This window comes from Vibrio mangrovi (assembly GCF_024346955.1).
Taxonomy (GTDB): domain Bacteria; phylum Pseudomonadota; class Gammaproteobacteria; order Enterobacterales; family Vibrionaceae; genus Vibrio; species Vibrio mangrovi.
The window spans coordinates 543,688-570,672 of sequence record NZ_AP024883.1 but is presented as its reverse complement, the minus strand read 5'-3'; the positions used below and the strand labels follow the sequence as shown (position 1 = coordinate 570,672).

The window sequence follows — 26,985 nt, the reverse complement described above, 5'->3', positions numbered from 1 at the left end:
ATCGCCGAAGGTTGTCATCACATCTTCTAATGACTGACCAGAGAGCTGTCATCATGTACGAATTACGTGTTTTGAATGGACTGCACCGTGGCGCAGCTTTACCCCTGATAGGGAACCAATGGAGCATAGGTACAGAAGAAGATTCTGATCTGGTTCTGTTTGATCCGGGAATTAAACCACAGCACTGTCGCCTGTCACCGACAGAAAGTGGCTGGACATTATCAGGAGAACAGGGCCGGATTACCGATACCGAAGGCCATCGTGTAGATACTATTGATGAATTGAAGCCCAATACTGCTTTTGCTTTAAATGGCATCTGGATGACCATCGTCGAAGCCTCAACACCATGGCCGGAAGACGATGAAGAAGCAGTCAACCATGAACAATCCGATTCCGCTGATACGGCTTCTCCACAGAAAAAGACCTCTGTAATCCCGTTCACTCTGGGGTTCATCAGTGCTGTGACCATTGTCGCCACCAGTACCTGGGCTGCACTGTCTCCATCTGAGGAGCAAAAGGTCGCGTTAGATCCGCCCGGAGCTCAACAAGCCTGGGTCAGTACCAAATCCGCACCACAGGAAAAACTGGATTCAGGCCCGGAACTCAGAGTCCAGTTACAGAAAATGTTGACTGAGCGGGAACTGGATAAAGCCGTTTCCGTCCGGATCCACGGCGACACGGTACAGCTCAGTGGTTCTCTGAGTCCGGAACAGCGTGATCGTCTAGAGCGAATGGTGATTCGTTTCCACGAACAGTTCGAGACCGGGTTTCAGCTCGACAATCAGATCACTTCACTCTCAGCCCAGTTGCCATTCAGAATCGTCCAGATTACTTCAGGCGCGATGGGCAGTGTTGTCACCAGCGACGGCACCCGCCTGTTCATCGGCGATGAACTCGATGGCGTACGTCTGGTATCCATTGAACCGGACAAGGTGACTTTTAAAGGGAAACACAACTACGAGGTGCGCTGGTAATGACAGTCACAACAGCAGATCGGTTACAGCAATGGACAGAAACCCAAACGCATCGGTTATCTCAGATTAATCCGGTCGAAATTCTGGGGAAAGTCATTCAGATCAACGGAATACTGCTGGAAAGCCATCTGCCGTTTGCCCGTATTGGTGATCTGTGCACCATCCATGGCAATGATGGAAAAGAAGTTCTGGCAGAAATTGTTGGTTTTAATGCAGATACCGTTCTGCTTTCTGCATTGGGAGCGCTGGAAGGGATCGAAGCCGGAGCCTTAATTACACCACATTTCCAGGACCACCGGATTCAGAGTGATGATTCATTACTCGGTTCAGTGCTTGATGGCTTTGGCCGGTTGCTACAGGGGCCACAACCGGCATTTACGCTGGCTCAGGATGAATCTTCTTATCCCGTCATTAATGATGCGCTGGCTCCGACGGAGCGGCCACGTATCAGTACACCGATGCCAACCGGCGTCCGGGCCATTGACGGCCTGTTGACGATTGGAGAAGGACAGCGAATCGGTGTTTTTGCCGGAGCTGGTTGCGGTAAAACCACCCTACTGGCCGAACTGGCCAGAAATATGCCCTGTGATGTCATCGTATTTGGCCTGATTGGGGAACGGGGACGGGAATTACGGGAATTTCTCGATCATGAATTAGATGAAGAACTCCGCCGTCAGTCGGTACTGGTTTGTTCTACATCGGATAAAACCAGTATGGAACGGGCCCGGGCAGCCTCAACCGCAACTGCAATCGCGGAAGGCTTCAGAGCCAGAGGAAAACGCGTTCTGCTATTGATTGACTCTTTGACCCGTTTTGCCCGGGCACAACGGGAAATCGGTCTGGCTGCAGGAGAACCGCCGGGACGAGGAGGTTTTCCGCCATCGGTTTACACCATGCTACCCCGTCTGGTTGAAAGGGCTGGCAACATGGAAGGCGCCGGTTCAATTACCGCCTTATATACCGTACTCATCGAAGGCGATGTCATCGCCGGAGACCCGGTCGCCGACGAAGTCCGTTCACTTCTGGACGGCCACATTATTCTCTCCCGGAAGCTGGCTGAGAAAAACCATTATCCGGCAATTGATGTGCTGGGCAGCATCAGCCGGACGATGACCAATGTAACCCACAAAGAACATCTTCAGTGCGCAGGCCGGCTCCGTAATCTGATGTCAGCTTATAAAGACGTTGAGATGCTGATTCAGCTCGGAGAATACGAACAGGGAAATAATCCGCTGACCGATGAGGCCGTCAATCTTCAACCCGGTATCAATCAGTTTCTGCAACAGTCAATGCGGGAGCCGATGGCCTATGAAGAAATCCTCAGTCACCTGGCGCAGTTAACCGCTCATGCGTCGGCGTAGATTTGTTCTCGAAGAGCCTCAGAATCTCAATCCTGAGCTCACCGAATTTAAGGCCCGGATGAAGGTACTCTCCCCTATCCGGGATCACCGTTTGCGCAAAAGTGAGCGGGAACTCCGCAGGGCAAAACAGGCACTGGCCCGGATCCACCAGCTCATGGCGGAGAAAGAAGCCCAGCTTGAACAGCGTAAACAGGAACATTTGCAGAGAAGACAGGAGCTTTCTGAAAATCACCAGAACCAGCAAATCAGCCATCAGTCCCTGAAAGACTGGATGGGAGAAGAGCGGGAATTATTGCAGGATTTGGACAATATCAACAGTGAACTGAATGAGTTACGCCTGTCACTGGAAAAACAGGAAGCTCAGGTAGAAGCAGCCAAAAAGCAAGTTGAATTCCACCAGCTGGAGAACGAACGGCTAAAAATCTTAGCCCAGAAAATCGAGGAATCATTGTGAGTCTGTCCCAAACCAGTTTAGCCATACAACCCTCCCGTCAGAGGCCGGTCCATGAGGGGGAACATCACCTGACAGAAACGGATACAGAGACCCATCGGTCTGACTCCGTCAGTATTGAAGACTCAGTACTATTTGCATCACTGTTTGCAGTCACTGGCGCTGAATCCTCAGGCGCTGATGAATCAGAACCACTGTATCGCCCGGCTCACCACAGTCAGGCCCATGAACCTCTGATACTCAACGCTGCTGTTCAGCAAATAGCCGGACATATTCAGGAAAACAGTCAGGATATGGAATGCATGCTGCTACTGCCCCACCTCGGGGAAGTTCGCATGCAAGCCACCCAACAGGATCATACCTGGCACATTAATCTGACGTTTATGCGTCCGGCAGCTCTGGCGTATGCCAAACGTTCTCAGACGACCATTCATAAGCGTCTGAGCGAATCATTGGAAAGTCCGGTTGTTCTCGGACTGTTTTTACGCGAGGAGGAGGAATCCGATGACGCATCAAATGCCTAACTATTTACGCCAACTACGTCCTGTGAGTTCACATGAGATGTATGCCGCGAATCGGCTGGGACGGGGAATGTACACCCAATGTCAGACAACTGCCGGAGAGTCTGTCCGTCTGACGTTGCGACGTTCTTTATCAACACCCAGCTCCGAAGGCTGGATAAGTATCCGGACCGGCATCGGGATCATTCATCTGGAGTCTGAATATGCCGAATCTCTGCTGAATCTATTTTCATCCGCACACTTTGTATCACCAGAGCAGAGTAAACCGGAGGAAGAAGCCTGGTATACCGCGCTGTATAATCATCACTTGTATCCGGATTTCAGACACCTGTTCGCCAAGATCGAACCGGTATCATCTCAGCCAGAATCCGTCGCTCAGTACGAACTGGTATGGCAACAGGGTGTGAATACCGGAACGATCCAACTGAATCTAGATGAAAGAACTCTCGAACAGCTTTTGGATCGTGTCGTCTGGCAGCCCTGCTCAACGCTCGATCTATCAGAACTCCGTTTCACCACATCCGTCAGCCTCGGTCAGTTACAACTCACAAAAAAGACCTTACGTCAGCTCTCTTCCGGAGATGTCCTGATCCCAACGACACCGCATTTTTCAGTCACCGGAGAAGGCTCACTGACAATCGCCAGCCGAAATTTACAACTCCGTTATCATTCACAGGGAACTCAACCTGCTTATCTGGTCACTCATCTGGAAAAAGCTCATCCGGAAGATACGACTATGTACGATGAATATGCTCAGACTGACCATACATTCCCTGAAGAAAATGAAAGTTATTCAGCAGAGATGTATGCCGGAGAAAATTACGCAGACGATGACGACTCCAGAGAAAGCGAAATATCAGGTTACCAGAGAGAAGAGGTTACCGTAGCCGGTAATACAGCTGATTTATCCGATACACCGGTCACATTAAAACTTCAGGCTGGTCAGATCACCATGAGTCTGAAAGAACTCTCCCAGATTCATGTCGGCAGTGTGTTGGTCGCCACCGGAGAAGCTGCCGGACATGCGACACTCTATCACGGACATCATCCGATCGCCCGGGGAGAACTTGTCGAAGTTGAAGGACGCCTGGGCATTCAGTTGACCTCGGTTTCTTTAACATCTCAAAGTGCCTCATCATCTCAAAGTACATTATCATCACAAAGAACCTTGCCATCCCAAAATGCTCAACCGATACAAGAGGGTTGATGAATGAATCTGGGACAGATCGATCCAATGCTGTTTGCCCTCTTCCTCGGAGGGCTTTCTCTGCTGCCAATTCTATTGATTGTCTGTAGTGCTTTTCTGAAAATTTCGATGGTACTGCTCATTACCCGAAACGCAATGGGTGTTCAGCAGGTGCCGCCAAACATGGCGATTTATGGTATTGCCCTTGCAGCAACATTTTTTGTCATGGCTCCGGTAGTCAAAGATATCGGTGAACGCGTCAAAGAGACACCACCCGACTTCAGCTCTCTGGAAACTATGCAAACCAGCGTGAACCATCTGGTCGGCCCGCTACAACAGTTCATGGTGCGCAATACCAATCCGGATGTGTTGATTCACATTATGGATAACACCGCAAATCTCTGGCCGAAAGAGATGGCTCAGAAAGTGACCAAAGATGATCTGATGGTTGTGATCCCGTCATTTATGTTATCGGAGCTCAAAGCCGGGTTGCAGATTGGCTTTCTGATCTACATTCCGTTTATCGTGATTGATCTCATCGTTTCGAACCTGTTGCTGGCTCTGGGGATGCAGATGGTTTCTCCAATGACAATCTCACTTCCGCTGAAAATTCTGCTGTTCATTCTGGTCGATGGCTGGGAAAGACTGCTTAATGGCCTGTTTTATTCGTATATGTAATAACTCCCAAATGGTGAAGGAACTGCTATGGATACGCTGACTCTGTTTCAACAAGGAATGATACTGGTTGTCATGCTTTCCGCTCCTCCGTTACTGGTGGCAGTGCTTGTCGGTGTTATCGTTTCTCTGTTACAGGCACTGTTGCAGGTACAGGATCAGACGCTACCGTTTGCCATCAAACTGGTTGCCGTTTCAATGACTCTGGCTCTGACAGGACGCTGGATTGGTGTCGAACTGATTCAGTTCTCCGGCCAGATGTTCAATTCCATTGCACTGACGGGACACTGAAATGCCATTTCAGGGGATATATCATTTAACGGACTGGATACTGGCGATCACTCTGGCAATGGCCCGTCTGTATCCCTGTCTCTTATTAATCCCCGTGTTCTCCTTTCATGAACTAAAAGGAATGTTACGCTACGCTATTGTTGTCATCATGGCGTTACTGGTCTCGCCCGGAATTCATAGTGCACTTCCTCAGGATCATTCATGGGCCACATTATTTGCTCTGTATTTTAAAGAGGCTTTACTTGGTACGTTAATCGGTATTCTGCTCTCGATTCCATTCTGGCTATTCGAATCCGTCGGTGCTTTGTTCGATAACCAAAGAGGAGCTCTGATGGGCGGTCAGCTAAACCCGAGTCTCGGTCAGGATTTCACACCACTGGGATTTCTGTTTAAACAAACGCTGATCGTTATGATCATCACCTCCGGTAGTTTTCTGGCACTACTTCAGGTGATCTGGGACAGCTATCTGATCTGGCCGCCAACCGAATGGTTGCCTGTACTTCAGCCAGATGCTCCGGATGTCTATCTCAAACTTCTGTCCGACACATTTCATGACATGATGCTTTACGCTTCTCCTCTGGTCGGGTTGCTGCTGTTTATTGAATTCGGTATGGCGCTATTGAGCCTGTATAGTCCCCAACTCCAGGTGTTCATTCTTTCTATGCCGATGAAATGTCTGGCCGGACTAATGTTTCTGATTCTCTATATGCCGACATTGTTTTATCTGGCCGGAGAAAGAAATCTGCAATGGCTGAACTTCTCCACAACCTTCCGCCTTTTATTTTCAGTCCCATAGCTGTTTCGATACCCCAAATATCGTGACCTCAGAGAACCATCACATTTCGGATCAAGGCGATGAGTGAAAAAACAGAAAAACCCACCCCCAAGAAACTGAAAGACTCCCGCAAAAAAGGCCAGGTCGGCCAAAGTCAGGATGTCCCGAAGCTCTTGATTGCTGCGGTCATCATCGAAGTTGTTCTCTCGATGGTCGAAACCGGTATGGGCAATTTGCAGAATATTGTCGCTGCACCTCTTGCGCTCATGAATCAGCCTTTTCTGTATGCAGCCAAGGCAACGGCAATTCAATGTCTGACAATTGCACTTTCTATGATCATCATTGTTCTGGCTCTTGCAGTCATCATGCGTTTGATTGGTGCCTGGATACAGTTCGGTTTTCTGTTCGCTCCGGAAGCACTGAAAGTAGACTTCAATAAATTGAACCCTTTCAATCAGCTGAAGAACATGTTTTCCGGTAAAAAACTGTTCGAGTTATTCAATAGTGTTGTAAAAGCAATCACGCTGGGGCTGATCATTTACATGTTAATCTCCGAGGCGCTAAGCACACTGATTAAGCTGCCTCAGACCGATCTCAACACCTCCTGGCATGGTTTAATTCTTATCTTCACCAAAATCGAAAGAACCTGTCTGATGGTGCTGTTAGTTATCGCCGGAATCGACTTTGGTATGCAAAAATATTTCCATATCAAAAGTCTCAGAATGAGTAAGGACGATATCAAAAACGAGCATAAAAACTCTGAAGGAGATCCACATACCAAAAGTCATCGCCGTTCCGAAGCCAGAAGGCTGGCAACGGAAGACGGACCGCCGCCACAACAGAAGCCAGATCTGGGTGATGCTGATGCTCTGGTGGTAAACCCGACTCACTTTGCAGTTGGGTTATACTACCGTGCAGAAGAAACTCCCCTGCCCCGGATTGTTTGTAAAGGGATGGACGACAATGCGTTGGATCTCATTGCTCAGGCTAAAGCGAAAAACATTCCGGTCATTCGCTTTATCTGGCTGGCGCGAACGCTATATAAAGAAGAAGCAGGCCACTACATTCCCCGGAAGACTTTACGCTACGTCGCCAAAATATATCAGGTCATCAGAGAGCTGGATGAGAATGCCGTCCATGATGAAGTGCTGCATATCCCTGACTTAGAGAACTTATAAGTTCGATGGTATCTATTGAAACGGTATCCGGATAGATTCGTCGGTCCACTAAATGCCGCAGAAAAAGCATGTCATTTCTGCCGGAGTTTTCCTTGAGCAGAACCAATTGAAGGCGATCGGACTCCGTGTTTTAAAGTTACCTGAGTATATGTTGAAATATTTCTGTATCTTTATCATAAATAAGTAATTACTTATTTAGAATGGTCTACATTCAAGTAAATACCTTATTGAGAATTGTTCTCACAAAAATAATGAAACTTCACGCATGGTATTCTGTTTTTATAATTTGAACTCCATCAAAAAATCACAAAATATATTATATTTAACACTCTAAAAAATAGAGTATAAGCACTAAAGATCCATTAAAAATAAATGATCAAATGCAAGATCAAATATAAGATAAATAATTATCTACCTATTAAAAAAACAATACTTACATATTCTGTAGGAATTTCCCTACACCCTATATAATACAATATAAAACCGTCATAAATTTGTTATTTTTCCCTCATAGAAAAAATCTATTTCATCTATAGATAAAATCTATCAAGCACTATATATACGGATAGTAATATCATTATATATTATTGATTTAAAAAACATAAAGCATGGCACTCAAGAGTTAAAACTCCAATTAAAAACGACGTTTTTTATTTAAACACCTAATTACATATTGCTAAAAAAATTATTTATAAATATTTTGGGAACAGATTAGAGATTTTTATTACTCATAGAATAAACCACAATAAAAACACCACCTGAATAAAAAATTAAAATAGGTACTCACTATGCAAAACGTCAATTCGATATCTAATACGATTTCTCCAAAACCAGTTGCGATAAATATCGAGGCTTTATACCAAAGCCAGAATGAACGGCTTAGACGCTTTATCCAAAAAAGAATCTGGCATAAAGAAGATGCTGAAGAAGTATTACAACTAACCTATCTGGAAGCGATGCGTTGTAAAGAAAAATTCAATGGCGGCTCAAAACCCGAAACCTGGTTATTTGGTATTGCCGTAAACCTCACCAGAAACTATTTCAAACAGCATTATGGACAAACTCATCTGGAAGAAATGACCGATTCAATTGTCTGTGATCTTCAGGCTGAAGTTGAAGAAAATCCGGCAATTCTTGTTGAGCATGAACGGATGCTGGTCAAAACAGTCGAAGCAATGGACAGCCTTCCTGAAGATACTCAATCAATTCTGCAAATGATTGTAGATGGCGATTACAGCTATCAGGATACGGCAACCCAAATTGGTGTACCGATCGGAACCATCCGTTCACGTCTGTCCCGGGCACGTCAGGTACTCAAACGTTATCTGGACTAACGAATGGCCTGCGACTGGCAGCTCCGGAATTGGATCCTCAGGACGGAGCTGTCAAACCAGTACACGGAATAACATTGTCAGCATATCAGCCCCGGCTCAGACAAGTTTCACACAAACGGGCAATACATTTCTACAGTATTGCCCGTTACTCCAAAGGCACACCATATCAACCGGATCACCACGGAGGCAGGCCTGAATTCCCCCAAATAATATCTTCACCGGCAGAATGTTGAGGTCATTCAGATCTTGCCGGGAACTGCAATGCATAAAAGTTCACTCAATCTATACATCGTTCCTGTACTTGTGAAGTTGTATTCGGACGGCCGTTTATCCGTATCTCTGCAAGTCAAAACTTCCCAGACAGGTTTTCGATAAACATTTTGCTTTTATATGACCGAATTAATAGGGAATGATCATGACCCCACATCAACTCAAAGCCAATCAGCTCATCCAGCATTTTGGCCAGACAATAAACGCATCACTTTCTCTCAAAGATGGTGTCTGTGCTCTGTTTGATACCAACCATCAGGAAACGGCGATTGTCGAAGTTCCCGATTTCAGTGATAACATCATTTTCCATTGTTCTTTACTCAAACTTCCTCCGGAAGTGACTCCGCAGGCAATGCGAAAAATGCTCCTGCTTAACTTTGAGATCAGTGCAATGCAAGGCTGCTGGCTCGCAATCGATGAAAATGATCAACTGTGCCTCTGTCACGTACTACCACTGGATAAGACTAATGAACAACACTTTACTGATACCTTAGTCGGGTTCATTGAACAGGTAAAAGATGTCCGGGCATTCACGACAGACCTGTTACGAGAAACAGTACAACACTAAGGAAAATTCAGGAATAAGTCTGATACCGTATTGTCATCCAGCGGTTCAGAAACTGGTATCAGACTTACCATCCCGTCAGACAAACGCTGTAGTCATTGTTCATACATACCTGAAATGAAATCACAGCGAAGCTTTCATCAATTTCAAGACAGAGAATCGATATGCCACAGAATATTCGCCATACACCAACCTTTTCCAGTGTGGAGGCGCTCAGACAGTCTGATGTCAATCCCCTGGTATTTGCATTAAAGGGTAAGATCAATGTTGGCGGTCAGACTTATAGTGTAAAACTGCAGACCTCTGGTGAATTTCAGGTAAAACGGGATGATGAACACAAACCGGGGTTCTTTCAGTCAGCTTCGGAATTGTTAAGTCACCGGTTATCGGATGGTCATATATCTTCTCGTAGCTCCCGAATTGCAGAAGTACTGAATAAGAAGCCATCACCACTCAAAGCTGGTTATCATGCACCACAACCACCTCAGATTCAGCCTTTCCGGACACCGGGGCGGAAAACTGAAACGCCGGCAGCAGATGTCCCGGCCTTTGCAACTCCGCCCCGGGTGAAAAAACAGCAAGCGTCAGATATTGCCAGTTCAAGTAACACCAAGCATTCATCCTCCTCCGCACAGGTAAAAAGCTCGTTGCTGGCGGTAACAAAAGAAGCCGGTGCAGCCTATAAGAAGCTTCCTTCCAGAGATAGCAGTGATATTGAAACCACACTCTCTGATAATTGCCCGAAAAACCTGAAGCCGTTGAACGAACAACAAACCAGACATATGGTGCATACCATGGATAAAGTATGCCAGCATTATGAAGGTCGGCTTTCAATACGATCGCAGTTCACCGATGTGTCCCCGGTAAAAATTCCTTATAGCCAGACAGCCCGGGCGCCTCATAGTGCAGGTTCTGACTCAAATATCCGGATTGAGCGATTAGATCAGAAATTCCCGGAAGATAAAGCACCGTCTCGTATTACCATCAATGTTAAGCCCGAATACGCGGCTCAGTTAGGGAAAGTTATCTCTCACGTTGTTTCCCGCAATCCTCACACCGCAGGAAAAGTGATTGCACCGACATCTCAGGGACAACGGACAGAATCAGCGATCATTTATATGCATCCGGACTATAAGAAGGCCAAAGAAATGATCGGCAGAATAAAAGAACTGATGCCGCCGGAAGCATTCGTCAATCACCACACCATAGGGATGCATCCGGTCGAAACCGGATTCAACTATGCTGAGCTATCCGATATTGATAATGAAGAGGCCAGAGGAAGCTACTGCCGCTCCCGTGCTATCGTCATTGATGAAGCGATCCGGAATAAGAAGTCCGGTTCGCTGGAACAGAAAATGACCGATACTTTTTCCGCCCATGGCTATCATAAAGAAAACCCGGCATTTCTGGCGACATCTCAGTTGCCGGAGGATTAAAGGTTCCTGATTGGATAGAAAACGATGTTCCCCGTGTCTACGGGGAACACAAATGGCTACTTCTTATCGTAAACAAGCTATTCGGTTCATCCCCGTGCATACGGGGAACACAATGCTACCAAGGTAATCAGGTAATCCATAAACGGTTCATCCCCGTGCATACGGGGAACACTCTAATTGTAGCCAATTGATTTATAAAAACAAATTTTAACGTTAACAATCTACCAACATTTCTCGCCGTTTTTTAGCCACTTATTGACCTATCCATTCACCACAAACCTTTGCCGTTAAATCCCGTAATCGCTGCACTTCCATTTCCAGATAATCCAGTTCTTCTTCTGTGATTTCGTAGTGCTCCGAATAGCGGGCATCGATATAAGCTCGTTGCAGACGGCGGAAGCTACGGCGATGGAACTTGTTATCCATCGGGAAGATATCAGCAAATTTGGGATCAATTTGCGCACAGAGCTTACTTAGTTTTTCAATATTGTGGGATTTGGGTAAATAGTTGGTACAGACGAGTAAAGTACAAGCCAGCTCTGATGGGTTTGGTGCGCTCAAACATTTTCAATTTCAATGATATACCCACAAGCGCCCCAGATACTCTTGTACGACAAGAGTATCCAGAAACATTTTTTATTCAGCTTCGGTGCTCGTTATCAGGGACGGATTGATTCGCTCCTGCTCATACAATCCTGAAAAATCATCCCTGATTTCATCACTCCATTGAACTTTGCAAGAGTCCAACTAAAGAAAATGAATCTCTGAAAGATAAACTGGCGCACATGTCACCCATGTTTCTGAAACCACAAAACTGATTGTGCGTCATATCTCAGGACTTGAGGCGTCGGTCCTCATCAGTGGATGCGCGCTCTGCACCAGTTCATGGAACCGTTTTTTTCTGATGACCACTCATAAAGAGTCCCTTATTGGACAATGCACCTGAAACCCAACATGTAAGAGGGAATGATTATGTCTTCAGTGAATGCCGTTCGTCACCGTCTGGACTTGCAGTTTGAGCGAACCGTTAAGAACATGGATGATATCGTGACCAATCTGGACAACCCGTCGATTGATGACATCTACGCTTTCAATGCCGCGATGAAAAAGAATGCAACCGCAAGCTGGGCAATGAATCAGGAGATTCAGGTCAAACATAACCTTGCTAAAGCGATCATCAATGAAATCCGCTGACATGTTTTCCGTCGACGACATGCTGGCGGGAATCACCCGCTGGCTTCATTCGTCAGCACAGACACTCAGCTTCGATATCGATCAGCATCGTTGTGAACTTTGCAAAATCTCCGCTGGTGTCCGCTGTGCTTTCGATCTGGAATCACTCGGTGATGGCAGTCTGAAACCAGAACTCCTGTTAAACCTGACCAGAGCCGGACTCTCTCACTTTACTGGTGTTCCGGCTTACAACCCGGAAACCGGTTATGTGCTCAGCCAATGGATTCCTCTCAGCGAAGATGCTGAACACGATAGCCGGAAAACATTAAATGTCATCGAAAGCCTGTCGAACCAGACCGCGGTATGGAAAGAATTGATTGCCGGACAAAATGGTCCGCGCAGAACACCGGCTATTTCGATGCACACCACTCATTTTCCGCAAAGTCTGTCGCAACAATTGAGAACTTTTTAGTTGTCCGGACCACTCATGTATCTGTAAATACGAAACGGATTAGTAAATACCCAAGCAAACCACCGGCCCCTGCGGCCAGAGACATGACTTGATGAGGAAAAGTATGCGCTGGATTTCATTCACCCTGACTTTATGTCTGGCCCTGTGGAGTATGACCACTCAGGGCGCAGTCCCTGATCGTTGGAAAAAAACCGCCTTTGCCTACGATGCCCGGCAAGACTCTCTCAGAGACACACTGGCTGCATTTGCCAAAAATTTTGGTGTCAAACTGGATATGGGACAGGTATCGGGTACTGTGGATGGAAAAGTGCGGGCTGACAGCGCCGTAGCCTATCTGGATCGTCTGGCGCTGGAATATCAGTTTCTCTGGTTTGTCTACAATGGCACGCTCTATATCAGCCCGCTGGAAGATCAGACATCAGCTAGTCTGGAAGTCTCTGAAGATGCCGTTGCCGATTTAAAAGAAGCTCTGACTCAGATCGGTTTGCTGGATAAACGTTTTGGCTGGGGTGAACTGCCTGACGAAGGTGTAGTGATCGTTTCCGGCCCGACCCGCTATGTCAATTTCATCAAGAAACTCAGCAAAAAGAAAAAGAAAGGCGAAGAAAAACTGGAAGTGATGGTTTTTCCGCTCAAGTATGCACTGGCAGATGACCGGGAAATCAAGTTCCGGGATAAAACGATCCGGATCAACGGCGTCGCAACCATGCTCAGTGAGTTGCTGGGAAGCAAAAAGCAGGACGATCCTCTCTCCGTCAGTCCGACAGATACGTCATTAAGCGGAAGTCTGCAAGCCCTGAGTAGTATGCAAAATCTGGCTGAAACAAGGATTCAGAATGCCGTTGACAACAAACGCATGAGTCAGGCTGAGTTGAACATGCAGCTCAACCAGAATAAGCATAAAAATTCCACGGTCAGTGCGGATACCCGTAATAATGCCATCCTGATTCGGGACGACTACAGCAAGAAAGACATGTACCGACGCTTAATCCATAAGTTGGATCAACCTCGTAGCGTGGTTGAGATTGATGCGATCATTCTGGATATTGATAAAAATAAACTCGATGAGCTGGGAATTAACTGGCAGGCTGGAGCTGGGAGTACGGAAGCCAGCTTCAATGCTTCCGGTAATGCCCCGTTTCTCGCCAATGGTACGGCGGCAACGGTTCTGATTCAGGATTTTCATCACTTCTTCGCACAAATCCGGGCGTTAGAAAGTGCAGGTGAAGCCTCACTGGTTTCAAATCCATCAATTCTGACGATAGAAAACCAGCCTGCGGTGATCGATTTCAATAATACCGCCTATATCAGAAGTGTCGGTGAACGGGTTGCCAATGTATCGTCTGTCACTGCCGGAACGAGTTTGCAGGTTATTCCCCGGTTAATTGGTTCTACAAAACAAAAACTGATTCAGCTTTCTCTGGATATAGAAGACGGCAATATTGACCAGAAAGATAACTCTGATCTTCCTTCGGTCCGGCGCGGCACAATCAGCACTCAGGCTATCATCAGAACCAACCGTTCTCTGATTGTCGGTGGTTTCAAAGTTACCCAGAATTCCCAACAGAATAATAAAGTTCCTTTGCTGGGAGATATTCCCGGCGTAGGTAACCTTTTCAGTTACAAGAAAAAGAGTCAGTCCAATCAGGAACGTCTGTTCATCATTACGCCTCGTCTGGTCGGAACCGAAATGAATCCTCTGGAATATGTCTCTGAAGACGGCCGGGAAGCACTGGCTAAAGCAATGCAGAAAAAGAAATCACTGAATATTAGCCGGGTAGAAGTGGAGCGAGCATTAGGCGATCTCAGCAGTCTTTATGTGCCGGAAGGATTTTCAGCCAAAGAAACGGCACCACAAACACTGAACCACTATTGCCGTGCTAAAGGAAATATTGAATTCTCCTCGAAAAACCTGCAATGGTATCAAAGTAAACGTTTCGCTTTATTAGTCGGCATGGTCGAGAACCAAGGGGCTCAGACCGTTCGGTTCGATGAAGCCAGTTGTTCACACCGGGACACACTTGCAGTTGCAGTCCGGCCCGATACGCTGCTTTCTCCCGGCGCTTCATCAGAAATCATGCTGGCAGTCCGCTTGCCAGAGACAAACCGGGTATCAAGAACTTCTTTGCTCAAAAATCAGACTCCAACAACGGACAGCAGCGACACTGATGAAACGACAACCATCAGCGGTACTGACGAAATCAATGAACTTCAGGGATTCGATGAAATCAGCCAAATCCCGGATAATCAGGACAAGGAGTGATCATGCGTATTTTTATCTCTCTCATATTACTGTTGCTTGCCGGATGTGCCAGCGTCCCGCAAGAAACAGCGGAATGTACCGTGACTCAGTGTGACCGCCCGTTATCGACTGCCAATTCACTGGTCATTTGGTGGGGGCCAGGAATGAGACATGGTCTGGAAGATGGAGAGGAAACCACATCCTATGATCTCACTCATTGATGATAATCGTCTGGAGCAGTGGCTGCGTCAGGCAGCCTATTCACCCGGTGATACGTTCTCACTAACATCATCAGCAACGCTGTCATATGCCAGTGATCAGGGAGAATATGGCTTACGGCTGGAAGTCAGTAAAAACCAGTTTGGTGAAGCATGGATCAGGAAAGTTCTGCAACTTCGCTACCTTCAGCCTGCCGAATATCATCAGTGTATACCATTAGTCAGTCCAACCGGTCACTGGCAGCTCTGGCATCCTGTGCCGCAGAATAATTCAGTCAGTCAGGAAGATATGATCCATCAGGCAGCATCATGCCTGATAGAACTCGCCGGATTATCATAATGACCTCATACTTCCCCATTGATGCAACTCAGTGGGGCAAGGTACACTATGGCTTAAATTTGCCTATCTCAAGAAAACACATCAATCATGCAAAAAATCGTTTTAGCCACCGGAAATCAGGGAAAGGTCCGGGAAATGTCGGATCTTCTCGCAGAGTTTGGTTTTGAAGTGCTCGCACAGACAGATCTCAATGTTTCTGACGTAGCAGAAACAGGTACAACATTTATTGAAAATGCAATCATTAAAGCGCGCCATGCTGCGGCTGAAACCGGACTACCGGCGATTGCCGATGACTCAGGCCTTGAAGTCGACGCCCTGAAAGGTGCTCCGGGAATCTATTCGGCCCGTTATGCCGGAAGCGAAGCCACCGATCAGAAAAATATTGAAAAGCTGCTGGCCGCGATGGCAGAAGTTCCACAAGAGCAGCGAACCGCCCGGTTCCATTGTGTGCTGGTATTTATGAGACATGCAGCAGATCCGACGCCACTGGTCTGTCACGGTGTCTGGGAAGGTTCAATCCTGCATGAATCCCGCGGCAATAACGGATTCGGCTATGATCCTGTATTTTGGGTTCCGGGAGAACAATGTGCATCGGCAGAACTTCCTCCAGCCCGGAAAAAACAGCTGTCTCACCGGGGTCAGGCACTTTCACTGCTGATGCAGAAGCTGAATGAGCAGCAAACATGCTAATCCCGCCGAAGCTGAGTCTGTATATTCATATTCCCTGGTGTGTCCAGAAATGCCCATACTGTGACTTCAATTCTCATGCCCTGAAATCCGGTATTCCGGAACAGGCTTATATTGATGCACTTCTGGAAGATCTTGATCAGGATATTCAGCGCTATAAACTCAGCGAAGCACCACGGCCGCTCCATTCGATTTTCATTGGTGGTGGAACACCCAGCCTGATCAGTGCCGGAGAAATCAAAAGGCTGCTCGACGGGGTAAAATCAAGGCTGGCATTTCAGCCCGGCATTGAAATCACCATGGAAGCCAACCCCGGAACCATTGAAGCAGAACGTTTTGCTCAGTATCAACAAGCTGGTATTACCCGGATTTCGGTCGGTGTTCAGAGTTTCGATGCAGAAAAACTAACCAGACTCGGCAGGATTCACGGGCCGGATGAAGCGATCCGGGCAGCTCATCTTGCCCACAAAATCGGTCTGAAAAGCTTTAATCTGGATTTAATGCACGGCTTACCGGACCAGACACTGCCACAGGCAATGTCAGATCTGGAGCAGGCAATTGCTCTGAATCCACCACATTTGTCCTGGTATCAGTTAACGATTGAACCGAATACGCTATTCTACTCCCAGCCTCCCCGTCTGCCGGACGATGATCTTTTATGGGATATTTTTGAACAGGGACATCAGAAACTGACTCAGGCAGGCTATGTTCAGTATGAAATTTCCGGTTACTCCAAACCCGGCTTCCAGTGTCAGCACAATCTGAACTACTGGCGCTTCGGTGATTATCTCGGTATTGGCTGCGGCGCTCACGGAAAACTCAGTTTTTCTGACGGCCGGATCATTCGCACTACCAAAGTAAAACATCCCAAAGGCTATCTGAACCTGCTCAAACCTTATCTGGATAGTGAAACAGAAGTTCCGGAAACCGATCGGCCTTTTGAGTTCTTTATGAATCGCTTCCGCTTGATTGAGCCTTGTCCGAAACAGGATTTTCCGGCAACGACAGGATTACCGCTTGCAACTGTTCAACCGACCATTGAATGGGCCAGACAACAGGGATTTCTGACAGAGACAGAGCAAACGTGGCAAATCACAGAGCGTGGCAAACTTTTCCTCAATGATTTACTGGCTGCATTTATGCCGGAAGAGGGATAAACATATCCTTCTTCCTGCTATCTAAAAAATCGATCGCCCAATCCGCTCCGAAAGGAGTTCCAGCGCTTTACTGCCAGCCAGAGAATTCCCCGAACTATTGAGTTCGGGAGACCAGACGGCAATCGTCATTTCACCGGGAACAATCGCAACGATCCCACCACCGACTCCGGATTTCCCCGGCATACCGACCCGGTAAGCAAACTCACCGGCTTCATCATACAAACCACAGGTCGCCAGCAGTGCATTGATCTGTTTCGTCTGAATCGCAGTGATGGCCGGCTTCTCAGTCAACACTGAAACACCCTGATTTGCCAGATAACTGAATGTCTTGGCTAACTGCACACAACTCATTTTCAGGGCACATCCGTGGAAGTAGTTTTCCAGTACCGGCAGGACATGATTTTCAAAATTACCGAATGAGCGCATCAGGTATGCAATAGCCGCATTTCTGTCACTATGTTTCATCTCAGACCGGGCCACTTTTTTATCGTAGACAATATGATTGTCGCCACTCAGTGCCCAAATGAATTCCAGCAGCCGCTGCCGGGGTGCGGACAAACGGGTTTGCAACATGTCAGCGACAACAATTGCACCGGCATTAATAAATGGATTGCGGGGAATTCCGTGTTCAACCTCCAGTTGGATCATCGAATTGAATGCCTGTCCTGAAGGTTCTTTCCTGACTCTGGACCAAATTTCATCCGGAGTATAAAGTCCCATCGAGAGAGTCAGGTTTAAAACTTTAGAAATTGATTGAATAGAAAATCCTTCCAGAGCATCTCCAGCCTGAAAAAGTTCTCCCTGATTGGTCAGTACCGCAATACCAAGTTTGTCGGCCTGAACCTCTGCCAGAGCCGGAATATAATCGGCAACTTTCCCCTGTCCGATCAATGGACGTACTTCATCTAATATCTCAGTCAGTATCTCGTTTGTCAGTTTCATCTGGGTTACTTTACTTTCCTGCCCTCAGTCGGAACATACACGGTTCGACATGCATAAACATCGGGCTAATTATTGTTATCATTCACTGATTTCTTCAGTGATTTCTTATCGTTATCAGATCAATGAGCACAGAAAAAGCCAGCATAGAAAATGCTGGCTTTTTTGGTTCGGGATTTTAACGAGAATAATTTTTCGTTACCTTGATCAATCCAACGTTATTGGTATTTCATACCAAAACATTCATTAACTAAAGCATCTTATTCTACACGACGGAACTGAATATCCCATACGCCATGTCCCAGACGGTGTCCACGCTGTTCAAATTTGGTCAACGGACGACTGTCCGGACGAGGAATGAAATCCCCATCAGTCGCGACATTCTCATAACCGGGCGCCTGATTCATCACCTCAATCATATGCTCAGCATAATTTTCCCAGTCTGTCGCCATATGAAAGACACCTTCTCCGGTCATCAGTTTCTGACGAACCATTTCAGCAAATTCAAGCTGTACGATACGACGCTTATGATGGCGTTTTTTATGCCATGGATCAGGAAAGAACAACTGCAAAGTATGCAGACTGTTATCCGGGATCATATGAGCGAACACTTCAACGGCATCGTGACACATCACCCGTAAGTTCGTAACACCGGCATCCCGGGCCGAAGCCAGGCAGGCACCGACTCCCGGACTATGAACTTCAATACCGATAAAGTTTTTATCCGGAGCATTTTTTGCCATTTCAACCAAAGAGGCTCCCATACCAAATCCGATTTCCAGGATCACGGGATTGTCGTTGCCGAAGACCGTCGGCCAATCAAGTCGTTGCTGCTGAAAATCGATTCCCATCAGAGGCCAGCATTCATTCATCGCAGCTTCCTGACCTTTGGTCAGACGTCCTTCCCGGCGCACAAAGCTGCGAACTTTGCGCATGACTTTACCATCATCGGTATATTCGTTGGTCGTTACTTCACTCATGGTTCTTGCCTGTTTTCTCACTCCCGGACACAAGGAGGTGTGATTATCCAAAGAATGCGTATCGGTTCAAGTCCTGAACAGAAAATTATGTTTAAAACCGTATAAATTATGTGTTTTACAACGCAACTTTTCTATGCTGCAATCAGCACTGTTTCATCAATACCAGAACAACCATAGAACAAAATTCATATAACCATATTTATATAACACTGAATAAATTCATCCGCTCAACAGTGAAGCCAGCAATGCAATATCCGATTCTCCCTCAGCAATTTCACAAACGCCTGATCAACTGGCAACAATCCCATGGCCGCCATGATCTTCCGTGGCAACAGGAACCAACACCCTACCGGGTTCTGGTTTCTGAAATCATGTTACAACAGACTCAGGTTGCAACCGTGATTCCTTATTTTAACAACTGGATGCAGCATTTCCCTACTGTTGAAATACTGGCTCAGGCGTCTGAAGATGAGGTGATGCAACACTGGCAGGGATTAGGCTACTACTCACGAGCCAGAAATCTGCGTAAGGCTGCCCGGTTCATCATGGAGCACCACCACGGTAAATTCCCTGAGTCTCTGGAAGAATTGCTCGCCATTCCCGGCGTTGGCAGATACACCGCCGGTGCCATCACATCATTTGCCTACAATCGTTACGGTCCGATTGTCGACGGCAACGTCAAACGACTCTTTTGCCGTTTCTTTGCCATCGATGGCATTCCCGGAACCACTCAGGTTGATAAACAGCTCTGGCAGTTGGCAGAGACATTTACTCCAGAGACCAACAACCGGTCTTTCGCTCAGGGATTGCTGGATATCGGAGCGATGGTATGCAAACCGAAGAATCCGGCCTGTGAACAGTGCTGTTTCCGGGCGGAATGTCTGGCTCTGAAACAGTCCAGAGTTCAGGATTTACCCACACCAAAACCAAAAAAGGTCATCCCGACTAAAGCCGGGCAGTTTCTGTGGATCGAGTCTGAAAATAAGATTCTGCTGGAAAAACGGGCTGAAGACGGCATATGGGGATCGCTCTGGTGCCTGCCGCAAATTCATCTGCAACCGGAACAGCTCGGTGAACACGTACAGCTCAAAGGCTCTTTCAGGCACACATTTACGCACTACAAGCTGAATGCCAATGTCTGGACTATTGAACGCCTTGGTGAAATGGAACCCCGGCATCAGTGGATTGAAAAAAGCGAGATCTTCAATCTCGGGCTCCCGACACCAATCAAAAAATTCCTGACCCGTCACCTTGAGAGCCGATGAACTTGGCAGGAGCGCGGACTCTCTGGTATAACATTGGCAGATGATGTTTAACCCCGAATAATGAGGATATCCTTATGAGCCGCACTGTTTTTTGTGCACATCTGAAAAAAGAAGCTGAAGGGCTGGATTTTCAACTTTATCCCGGTGAATTAGGAAAAAAGATTTTTGACAATATTTCTAAAGAAGCCTGGGCACAATGGCAGCATAAGCAGACAATGCTCATTAACGAAAAAAAGCTGAATATGATGGATCCGCAACACCGGCAGCTTCTTGAAACTGAAATGGTTAATTTTTTGTTTGAAGGAAAAGAGATCCACATTGAAGGATATACGCCACCAAGTGAATCGTAAGCAGTTTTTCACACAATCGCCCTCAGCAGTGATTGTGTGAATATTTCCCGCAGGGGTCACATATGAGAAATCTGATTCAACTTTTCTTTTTAACGAACAGATCTTTTCTGGCGAGCAGCTCTCTTCTGGCAAATAAAGCTTCCCGGCTCAGCACGCTTTCCCTCATTATGATGACCTTACTACTCAGCGGTTGCAGTCGTGAACTGATCGAGAAAATATATGACGTCGACTACGAACCCACCAACCGCTTTGCTAAACATTTAGCACCACTCCCCGGCCAGTTCACTAAAGATGTCGAAGCACTGGATGCGCTGATCAACAGCTTTACCGGTCAGATCAAACATCGTTGGGGAACAAAAGAAATTAAAATTGCCGGGAAAAGAAACTACGTCAAATATATCGATGATTATCTGAGTCGTGCAGATGTCAACTTCAATCAGGGGCAGATTACCGTTGAAACTGTTGCGACTACCGAGCCACTGGCGCACCTGAAGAAAGCTATCGTCACTACCCTGCTCACCCCTGATGACCCCAAACATGTGGATCTGTTTTCTTCTCAGAATATCGTTCTGAAAGGCCAACCGTTTCTGTACCGTCAGGTCGTCGATCAGGATCAAAAAGCAATTCAGTGGAGCTGGCGGGCAAACCGATACGCCGATTATCTGATCAAAAATCATCTGAAAGTCAAACAGGTTGACTTCAAGAAGTCATACTACGTTGAGATTCCTATGGTTGAGGATCAGGTTGAAATTCGCAGCTACAAATATGCAGATATTATTCGTCGCGCATCCCGGAAATATGATATTCCGGAAGATCTGATTTACGCGATCATCAAGACCGAAAGTAGTTTCAATCCGTACGCTGTCAGTTGGGCCAATGCCTATGGACTAATGCAGGTTGTACCGAAAACTGCGGGAAAAGACGTATTTCGGCGCATCAAAAAACGTTCCGGCCAACCATCTCCCGAGTACCTGTTTAACCCTGAAAATAACATAGATACCGGAACAGCCTATTTCTATATCTTAAAGCATGACTATCTGAATTCAGTCGCAAACTCACTCTCTCTCGAATACAGTATGATCTCTGCATATAACGGCGGTGCCGGTGGCGTACTCAGAACATTCAGCCGCAGCAAAACGACCGCATTCAGTAAAATCAACCGATTACAACCGAATCAGGTCTATTGGGCTTTGACCAATAAACACCCTAACTCGGAATCCCGCCACTATCTGGAAAAAGTAACACGCTATAAAGAAATGTTTAATTCCGGGAAGCTATAAACGTAATTCGCCTTGCGACATCGTCTCTTAAGGTTAAAATTCATTCAAACAGTCACTTTTTTCGTAGAAAAATGAAAAACAAGTTGACGGCAGGAGTGAAAATCCGTTTAATAGCGCTCCGTTGCCCGGATAGCTCAGTCGGTAGAGCAGGGGATTGAAAATCCCCGTGTCGGTGGTTCGATTCCGCCTCCGGGCACCACGATTACTTTAATCTGTTTGTTTTTTAGCAAGTTGTTTTAAAGTAACAAGCATTAAGAATAAATACAGTGCCGGCTTAGCTCAGTTGGTAGAGCAACTGACTTGTAATCAGTAGGTCGCCAGTTCGACTCCGGCAGCCGGCACCATTTATTCTATGCCTCGATAGCTCAGTCGGTAGAGCAGGGGATTGAAAATCCCCGTGTCGGTGGTTCGATTCCGCCTCGAGGCACCATCTATTCCCCCTTAGTTCAGTCGGTAGAACGGCGGACTGTTAATCCGTATGTCGCAGGTTCGAGTCCCGCAGGGGGAGCCACATTCCGAAAGCCACAGCAAATGCTGTGGCTTTTCTCGTTATTATCTACGTGTATTTTTCGCACCGCTTTAACGATCAACATCCCCTTCCCTACTCCTGAATATGAGAATCAAGCCGGCAGAAATGCTCACCACTCACCTTAACGATATAATTTCAGTCAGAGCTCCTCTCCCGGAAGACATCCCATTTAGCAAGCCAATCTCACCGAAGCCTCATGATTGAACCATTTCCGGACATCTTTTCGTCAGTGTTTGCCGGTAGAAGAGAGATGGAATTCTTTATTTCGGGGCAACTTGAATATAAAAGCAACAAACAATACTTTTTTTGCATTTTATTGTTGACCTTATCTGAGAAAAACTTTTTAATACACCCCGTTGCCCGGATAGCTCAGTCGGTAGAGCAGGGGATTGAAAATCCCCGTGTCGGTGGTTCGATTCCGCCTCCGGGCACCATGAATAAATTAAAGATGATAACGCCGACTTAGCTCAGTAGGTAGAGCAACTGACTTGTAATCAGTAGGTCGCCAGTTCGATTCCGGCAGTCGGCACCATCATTTTTAGAACGGCTATGTTTTAATTAGCTGTGTTATAGAGAATTATTCCCCCTTAGTTCAGTCGGTAGAACGGCGGACTGTTAATCCGTATGTCGCAGGTTCGAGTCCCGCAGGGGGAGCCATATTTTATATGGCCGGCTTAGCTCAGTAGGTAGAGCAACTGACTTGTAATCAGTAGGTCGCCAGTTCGACTCCGGCAGCCGGCACCATTTTAAAAATGGTAAAGTTGTTAAGCAACTGTATTTAAAAAGAATCATTCCCCCTTAGTTCAGTCGGTAGAACGGCGGACTGTTAATCCGTATGTCGCAGGTTCGAGTCCCGCAGGGGGAGCCACTTTTAGAAAGCCACAGCAAATGCTGTGGCTTTTTTCTTTAGCTGGCGGTTGATTTTCTGATGATAAATTAAAAACCTTTTGTCTTTTTAATCAGATCATAAGCCTGCTGAATCTCCTGAGATTTTTCTTTAGCCATCGTCATCATTTCTGGCGGCAACCCCTTCGCCATCAACTTATCCGGATGGTGCTCGTTCATCAGTTTCCGATAAGCCCTTTTGACCGTTCTCGCATCCGCACTCTCATCAACACCCAGTACATTATAAGCGTCGGCCAGATGATTCGTTGCATAAGACCGTCCGAAACCGCCCTGCTGGCTCTCCTGATAACCACCCCGCTCAAAATGAGCATTACGCTGAAACCGAAAAGCAGCTTCCTGCATTCTGAGTCGCCGCTCAAGCTGCTCAGATGAAAAACCTAATCCTCTGGCAATCTTATGCAGGATATTACGTTCACTCGGATGTAAATCCCCATCGGCAAAAGCGGCCGAAATCTGTAATTCCAGAAAAAACTGAATTAAATCATGTCGTCCACCTGTTGAACGCATCACCTGTTCCAGGACATCTTCCAGTGGGAAATCGGCTTCTTTCCCTTCCCGAAATGCATCTTGCGCAGATCTTCTCTGTGTTTCATTCAGATTCATTCGATCCATCATGATTGTTGCCAGACGAATTTCTTCCCGGGTCACCTTCCCTTTGGCTTTAGCAACATGTCCCATGACCGAAAAAGCGGCCCGGAAAAACTCCTCCTGTCGTTCTTCCTGAGAGGCGCCGGAAGCACCGCCACCGGAGAAAGGAGATGTGTGATATTGCCGGGCTTTATCGAACTGATGCCCCAGAAAAAGCCCAAAAATGGCACCAAAGGGGCCACCTAGCAATAATCCAAAAAAAGTACCCAGAATTTTGCCTAAAATATGCATTATTGACTCTCATTCAATGAATTTTTTACGAGTTGCGCAGTCTACTAGTGCTGTATGGTTGAATTTCCATTATGATTAGAGACATTTTTAGTTCAACAGATGCTGGTCATCCGAATCAACTCAATTAAACAGGATAACACAACTAGATGTCAGACTTTCCTCGTTCGTTGCTAGCTGCTTCGATCTGCGCAGCACTTTTTATTCCATACAGTTATGCAGAAACGGCTCCGGAAGGCAATAAGCAGTCTTCAGTGATTATCGGCCAATGCCGGGCCGGAGATATTGAGCCAACCAATCAGAATGAGCAACCCATTAACGTTGAAGCAGATAAGCTGGAAGCAGTAAACGGTGATAAAGCTACCTATGTAGGGAATGTTGTCGTTGTTCAGGGCAAAAAACGGATGACAGCTGACACTGTCACCTTACACCAGCAAGATAATATTGTCGTTGCTGAAGGAAATGTCGGGTTCGATGACGGCGAAGTACAGGCAGTTTCAGATAAGGCAACCAATAATCTGAATACCAGTCAGCTAACACTGGAAAATACCAATTATCACTTTCTCTGCCAACCTGGGCGGGGAGATGCAGTCTATGTTGCTAAAACGGGCCAGGCACTTTATGAAATTGAAGATGGCTCGATTACTTCCTGCCCCGACGGAGATAATGCCTGGCGGTTAAAAGCCTCCAGTATATCTATCGATAAAAATGAAGAAACTGCCACATTTTACAATCCTCGGATGGAAGTTCTGGGTGTTCCCCTTCTCTATGTCCCGTATCTGACAGTACCGATCGGAGATACCCGGAAAACAGGATTTCTTTACCCAACGTTCTCTTTCGGCTCAAAAAATGGATTTGAACTCAATGTTCCGGTCTACTGGAACCTTGCCCCCAACTATGATTTACAGACTGACCTGAAATACATGGAGAATCGGGGAACACAACTGAACAGTCATTTCCGTTATCTGAGTGATTTCGGCAGTGGTCATATCAATTATGAATATCTCCCAAAAGATAAAGAATATGAAGACAAAGGAGAACGATGGGGATTTCAACTGACCCATTCTGGTATCTATAACAAAGCTTGGGCTCTGTCGCTCAACTACGCAGAAGTCAGTGACATTGATTACTTCTCCGATTTGGGGTCAGAAATCGGAACCAGGCAAGACGGTCAGTTAACTCAGGAAGCCAGTGTCAGCTACCGCTCGACAGACTGGGATCTCTCCTTACTTACCCGAGACTTTCAGATTCTGACCACTTCGGGGAATCAGCCCTACAGACTGATGCCTCAAGTAGCATTCAATTACTACGCTCCAAACCTGATGCGTTATCTGGATTTTGACCTGATAAGTCATATCTCAAGATTTGATACAGATGCAAATGGAGCTCCATCTGCAACCCGAATCCATATTGAACCGGGTATCAAAATACCAATCGGAGCAACTTGGGGAAACTGGACAACAGAAGCACGTTTGCTTTCAACTTACTATCAACAGGATTTAAATGGGGTCGATCCATCAGAAGGGTATAAGGAAAATGTGTCTCGTGATGTTCCTGAATTCCGTTCGAATATCGGTCTCGTCCTTGAACGGGACACCGTGGTTTTAGACGGCTATACACAAACACTGGAACCTCAGGTTCAGTATCTTTATATTCCCAAAAGAGACCAGTCAGAGATTGCCCGTTACGATACAACCTTATTACAGACCGACTACTATGGACTGTTCCGGAGCCGTAAATACAGTAGTGTCGACTACATTTCTCCGGCCAACCAGATCAGCTATGGTGCAGCATCCCGCTTCTTTGACGATCAGTATAAAGAACGACTGAATATCGCCTTCGGACAAATATTCTATCTGGATAAAAGTCTTAAAGATAATTTCAATCGTACATCAACAGAAAATTCTGACTATTCCGCATGGGCAGTAGAAATGGATTTCAACTATGACGATGCCCTATTTTATCATGGTGGTATCCAATATGATGTTGATACATCCAGCGTGCAGCTCTCTAATAGCACACTAGAATACCGTCAGGATAAAGGGTTCATCCAGGCGAACTATCGCTATGTCACTCAGGAATATATTGAAGATACCGTCGGCGATACTCTGGATATCAATACACTGACTGAAGACGGCATTTCACAATTAGGCTTCGTCGCACAATACAATATGAGCCCCAAATGGCAAACCAAGGCCCTGTATTACTATGACCTGACAACAGATAACGCTCTTGAATGGCAAGCTAATCTGACTTATTTGTCAGACTGTTGGTTTATTGGCTTTACCTATAGCCGGGAACTGGATGGATGGGAACCATCATTCCAGCAATATCCCGATGCGAAAGCTGTTTATGAAAATAACCTGAGTATCAACATAGGTATTATTGGTCTGGGAACAAACATGGCTCAAAGTAATAACTTAACTTCAAACTCTATTGGTTATGGACGTCCATTCTCCCTGAGTAACTAACTGAATGTAACTCAGGCAGTAGATGTATTTTTAAATAACTATATTTTTGAATAACTATATATTTCTGAACAACAAGTGGCATA

General features: G+C 46.3%; 27 protein-coding genes and 9 tRNA genes. 32 read left to right on the top strand and 4 right to left on the bottom strand.

The window, feature by feature from the left end; all coding sequences use genetic code 11:
- Positions 1-53: 53 nt before the first annotated feature.
- The 12 genes from OCU74_RS02500 to OCU74_RS02445 all read left to right on the top strand — a co-directional run bounded on the left by OCU74_RS02500 (position 54) and on the right by OCU74_RS02445 (position 11,017).
- Positions 54-974, top strand: a complete 921-nt coding sequence (locus OCU74_RS02500; RefSeq protein WP_159457467.1) for an FHA domain-containing protein — start codon at positions 54-56, stop codon at positions 972-974.
- Positions 974-2,335 (top strand): FliI/YscN family ATPase, encoded by a 1,362-nt coding sequence (locus OCU74_RS02495; protein ID WP_087482496.1) that lies wholly within the window; start codon positions 974-976, stop codon positions 2,333-2,335. Before OCU74_RS02500 ends, OCU74_RS02495 begins: the two co-directional genes overlap by 1 nt.
- Positions 2,322-2,789 carry a hypothetical protein gene (locus OCU74_RS02490; RefSeq protein WP_087482495.1) on the top strand — a complete coding sequence of 156 codons (468 nt, stop codon included), beginning with the start codon at positions 2,322-2,324 and terminating at the stop codon, positions 2,787-2,789. Before OCU74_RS02495 ends, OCU74_RS02490 begins: the two co-directional genes overlap by 14 nt.
- Positions 2,786-3,310, top strand: a complete 525-nt coding sequence (locus OCU74_RS02485; protein ID WP_087482494.1) for a hypothetical protein — start codon at positions 2,786-2,788, stop codon at positions 3,308-3,310. Before OCU74_RS02490 ends, OCU74_RS02485 begins: the two co-directional genes overlap by 4 nt.
- Positions 3,291-4,514, top strand: a complete 1,224-nt coding sequence (locus OCU74_RS02480; RefSeq protein WP_087482493.1) for a FliM/FliN family flagellar motor switch protein — start codon at positions 3,291-3,293, stop codon at positions 4,512-4,514. The genes OCU74_RS02485 and OCU74_RS02480 overlap by 20 nt, the downstream gene beginning before the upstream one ends.
- Positions 4,515-4,517: 3 nt before the next feature.
- Positions 4,518-5,171, top strand: coding sequence for a type III secretion system export apparatus subunit SctR (gene sctR / locus OCU74_RS02475; RefSeq protein ID WP_087482492.1), 654 nt, complete (start codon positions 4,518-4,520; stop codon positions 5,169-5,171).
- 27 nt (positions 5,172-5,198) lie between these two features.
- Positions 5,199-5,459, top strand: a complete 261-nt coding sequence (sctS, locus tag OCU74_RS02470) for a type III secretion system export apparatus subunit SctS (protein WP_087482491.1) — start codon at positions 5,199-5,201, stop codon at positions 5,457-5,459.
- Between the two features lies 1 nt (position 5,460).
- Entirely contained in the window at positions 5,461-6,255 is a 795-nt protein-coding gene (gene sctT / locus OCU74_RS02465; RefSeq protein WP_087482490.1) for a type III secretion system export apparatus subunit SctT, read from the top strand.
- A 59-nt stretch (positions 6,256-6,314) separates the two neighbouring features.
- Positions 6,315-7,412, top strand: coding sequence for a type III secretion system export apparatus subunit SctU (sctU, locus tag OCU74_RS02460; protein ID WP_087482489.1), 1,098 nt, complete (start codon positions 6,315-6,317; stop codon positions 7,410-7,412).
- A 788-nt stretch (positions 7,413-8,200) separates the two neighbouring features.
- Complete coding sequence (locus tag OCU74_RS02455) at positions 8,201-8,746, top strand: RNA polymerase sigma factor (RefSeq protein WP_087482488.1); 546 nt, start codon at positions 8,201-8,203, stop codon at positions 8,744-8,746.
- Between the two features lie 415 nt (positions 8,747-9,161).
- Positions 9,162-9,584 (top strand): type III secretion system chaperone, encoded by a 423-nt coding sequence (locus OCU74_RS02450; RefSeq protein WP_087482487.1) that lies wholly within the window; start codon positions 9,162-9,164, stop codon positions 9,582-9,584.
- A gap of 161 nt (positions 9,585-9,745) precedes the next feature.
- Entirely contained in the window at positions 9,746-11,017 is a 1,272-nt protein-coding gene (locus tag OCU74_RS02445; RefSeq protein ID WP_087482486.1) for a T3SS effector HopA1 family protein, read from the top strand.
- 252 nt (positions 11,018-11,269) lie between these two features.
- On the opposite strand, the gene OCU74_RS02440 is transcribed toward OCU74_RS02445, so the two are convergent.
- Positions 11,270-11,578: a HEPN domain-containing protein gene (locus tag OCU74_RS02440; RefSeq protein WP_087482485.1), complete on the bottom strand. Its 309-nt coding sequence runs from the start codon at positions 11,576-11,578 to the stop codon at positions 11,270-11,272.
- A gap of 411 nt (positions 11,579-11,989) precedes the next feature.
- Between OCU74_RS02440 and OCU74_RS02435 the strand changes: the two genes are divergently transcribed.
- The 7 genes from OCU74_RS02435 (at position 11,990) to hemW (ending at position 17,306) form a co-directional block, all read left to right on the top strand.
- Positions 11,990-12,211: a serine kinase gene (locus OCU74_RS02435; RefSeq protein WP_087482484.1), complete on the top strand. Its 222-nt coding sequence runs from the start codon at positions 11,990-11,992 to the stop codon at positions 12,209-12,211.
- Positions 12,198-12,662 carry a hypothetical protein gene (locus tag OCU74_RS02430; protein WP_143693293.1) on the top strand — a complete coding sequence of 155 codons (465 nt, stop codon included), beginning with the start codon at positions 12,198-12,200 and terminating at the stop codon, positions 12,660-12,662. The genes OCU74_RS02435 and OCU74_RS02430 overlap by 14 nt, the downstream gene beginning before the upstream one ends.
- A 103-nt stretch (positions 12,663-12,765) precedes the next feature.
- A complete protein-coding gene (gene sctC, locus OCU74_RS02425) occupies positions 12,766-14,925 on the top strand; it encodes a type III secretion system outer membrane ring subunit SctC (protein ID WP_159457466.1) in 2,160 nt (719 codons plus the stop codon).
- A gap of 2 nt (positions 14,926-14,927) precedes the next feature.
- Entirely contained in the window at positions 14,928-15,125 is a 198-nt protein-coding gene (gene hrpT, locus OCU74_RS02420) for an HrpT family type III secretion system protein (protein WP_087482481.1), read from the top strand.
- The gene (locus OCU74_RS02415; protein WP_087482480.1) at positions 15,109-15,462 is read left to right on the top strand and encodes a hypothetical protein; all 354 of its coding nucleotides are present in this window, start codon (positions 15,109-15,111) and stop codon (positions 15,460-15,462) included. Before hrpT ends, OCU74_RS02415 begins: the two co-directional genes overlap by 17 nt.
- Before the next feature lie 87 nt (positions 15,463-15,549).
- A complete protein-coding gene (locus OCU74_RS02410) occupies positions 15,550-16,152 on the top strand; it encodes an XTP/dITP diphosphatase (RefSeq protein ID WP_087482479.1) in 603 nt (200 codons plus the stop codon).
- Complete coding sequence (gene hemW / locus OCU74_RS02405; protein ID WP_087482478.1) at positions 16,146-17,306, top strand: radical SAM family heme chaperone HemW; 1,161 nt, start codon at positions 16,146-16,148, stop codon at positions 17,304-17,306. Before OCU74_RS02410 ends, hemW begins: the two co-directional genes overlap by 7 nt.
- Positions 17,307-17,327: 21 nt before the next feature.
- On the opposite strand, the gene glsB is transcribed toward hemW, so the two are convergent.
- On the bottom strand, positions 17,328-18,248 hold the full coding sequence (gene glsB / locus OCU74_RS02400; RefSeq protein ID WP_087482477.1) for a glutaminase B: 921 nt from the start codon (positions 18,246-18,248) through the stop codon (positions 17,328-17,330).
- Between the two features lie 257 nt (positions 18,249-18,505).
- Positions 18,506-19,225, bottom strand: coding sequence for a tRNA (guanosine(46)-N7)-methyltransferase TrmB (gene trmB / locus OCU74_RS02395; RefSeq protein WP_087482476.1), 720 nt, complete (start codon positions 19,223-19,225; stop codon positions 18,506-18,508).
- A 245-nt stretch (positions 19,226-19,470) separates the two neighbouring features.
- Here trmB and mutY point away from each other — a divergent pair, with 245 nt between their 5' ends.
- The 12 genes from mutY to OCU74_RS02335 all read left to right on the top strand — a co-directional run bounded on the left by mutY (position 19,471) and on the right by OCU74_RS02335 (position 23,517).
- The gene (mutY, locus tag OCU74_RS02390) at positions 19,471-20,490 is read left to right on the top strand and encodes an A/G-specific adenine glycosylase (protein ID WP_087482475.1); all 1,020 of its coding nucleotides are present in this window, start codon (positions 19,471-19,473) and stop codon (positions 20,488-20,490) included.
- A 74-nt stretch (positions 20,491-20,564) separates the two neighbouring features.
- A complete protein-coding gene (locus tag OCU74_RS02385) occupies positions 20,565-20,840 on the top strand; it encodes an oxidative damage protection protein (RefSeq protein ID WP_087482474.1) in 276 nt (91 codons plus the stop codon).
- 167 nt (positions 20,841-21,007) lie between these two features.
- Positions 21,008-22,120, top strand: coding sequence for a membrane-bound lytic murein transglycosylase MltC (gene mltC / locus OCU74_RS02380; RefSeq protein WP_087482548.1), 1,113 nt, complete (start codon positions 21,008-21,010; stop codon positions 22,118-22,120).
- A gap of 123 nt (positions 22,121-22,243) precedes the next feature.
- A tRNA-Phe gene (locus OCU74_RS02375) sits at positions 22,244-22,319 on the top strand.
- 69 nt (positions 22,320-22,388) lie between these two features.
- Positions 22,389-22,464: transfer RNA gene (locus tag OCU74_RS02370), tRNA-Thr, on the top strand.
- 10 nt (positions 22,465-22,474) lie between these two features.
- Positions 22,475-22,550: transfer RNA gene (locus OCU74_RS02365), tRNA-Phe, on the top strand.
- A gap of 5 nt (positions 22,551-22,555) precedes the next feature.
- Positions 22,556-22,631: transfer RNA gene (locus tag OCU74_RS02360), tRNA-Asn, on the top strand.
- Between the two features lie 376 nt (positions 22,632-23,007).
- A tRNA-Phe gene (locus OCU74_RS02355) sits at positions 23,008-23,083 on the top strand.
- A gap of 22 nt (positions 23,084-23,105) precedes the next feature.
- Positions 23,106-23,181 (top strand) — tRNA-Thr (locus OCU74_RS02350).
- A 49-nt stretch (positions 23,182-23,230) separates the two neighbouring features.
- Positions 23,231-23,306 (top strand) — tRNA-Asn (locus OCU74_RS02345).
- 11 nt (positions 23,307-23,317) lie between these two features.
- Positions 23,318-23,393 (top strand) — tRNA-Thr (locus tag OCU74_RS02340).
- A 48-nt stretch (positions 23,394-23,441) separates the two neighbouring features.
- A tRNA-Asn gene (locus tag OCU74_RS02335) sits at positions 23,442-23,517 on the top strand.
- A 68-nt stretch (positions 23,518-23,585) separates the two neighbouring features.
- Here the strand turns inward: OCU74_RS02335 and djlA are convergent.
- On the bottom strand, positions 23,586-24,434 hold the full coding sequence (djlA, locus tag OCU74_RS02330) for a co-chaperone DjlA (protein WP_087482473.1): 849 nt from the start codon (positions 24,432-24,434) through the stop codon (positions 23,586-23,588).
- Between the two features lie 146 nt (positions 24,435-24,580).
- On the opposite strand from djlA, the gene lptD reads away from it, so the two are divergent.
- Entirely contained in the window at positions 24,581-26,902 is a 2,322-nt protein-coding gene (lptD, locus tag OCU74_RS02325) for an LPS assembly protein LptD (RefSeq protein ID WP_087482472.1), read from the top strand.
- Positions 26,903-26,985: the final 83 nt, after the last annotated feature.